This window comes from uncultured Maribacter sp. (assembly GCF_947496775.1).
GTDB lineage: Bacteria > Bacteroidota > Bacteroidia > Flavobacteriales > Flavobacteriaceae > Maribacter_B.
Genome location: NZ_CANMDU010000047.1, coordinates 1 through 824 on the forward strand (window position 1 = coordinate 1; position 824 = coordinate 824).

Annotated in this window: 1 protein-coding gene; it reads right to left on the reverse strand. The window is 33.6% G+C overall.

Annotation, left to right across the window (positions count from 1 at the left end; all coding sequences use genetic code 11):
- Positions 1-203: 203 nt before the first annotated feature.
- Positions 204-824 (reverse strand): hypothetical protein (locus tag Q0856_RS18010; RefSeq protein ID WP_298507228.1); only part of this gene is annotated, 621 nt, incomplete at its 5' end.

Sequence of the window (824 nt, forward strand, 5' to 3'; positions counted from 1 at the left end):
AACGGTTAAGCTATGAACAGTACGGGAGTAAACTAGCGTTTGCTTTCTGCCACGCACATAGCGAAATCTTTTTGTTTTGTTTTTTCTTTTCCTGTCTAAAGCAAAATCCCAAAGATTTTGCGGACTTCCTAAAAATACACAAACCCAACAATTAAGCCCGGAGCCCGTATTGTTTATAGGTTTTGTTGTAAAACGTTTTTTCTTCAGTCAATTGGTATTTCAATATACTCCTCCCGTACCTTACCATTTTTTGAATTTATCTTAATCACTTTTGACCTACCTTTTTCAAGTTTACTTTTTAGAGTCCAAATTAGTCTTCTCTTCTCAAAATCAATGTCCCATTCGTAAATATCATCCAGTCCATTTTCCGCTCCGATTTCAAGTGCTTTTTTCAAATCAATTTTTGTCTCGTCTTTTATCACATTAAGATATGGTTCAATGATTTCCTTAGTGTCCTCCCAAGACCAAGGTGAAGTACAATTCAAATTGATAGGGATTAAGAGTTCCGTAAGAACAAGATTTTTGTCCATAACCTTATAGTAAAGCCATAATTGTGTGATATGACATCCTTTATTTTTAAATTCTGAAAAACTAATTCTCTCAAGTTTGTTCTCTATTTTATTATATGTCTCGATTACAGTCTTTGATTTCTCAAAATAAAAGTGCTTGTTAAACAATTCTTTGCTGCTTAGCCGTATGATTTTTTCTTCCATTCGGTATTTAGCGCAACTAATACGAGTGTCAATGAAGTCTTGCGAGCTGCAAACCCCAAAACACAGAAAAGTAACTAAGTATGTTAGAAATTTCATGAAATGTTTTACAAC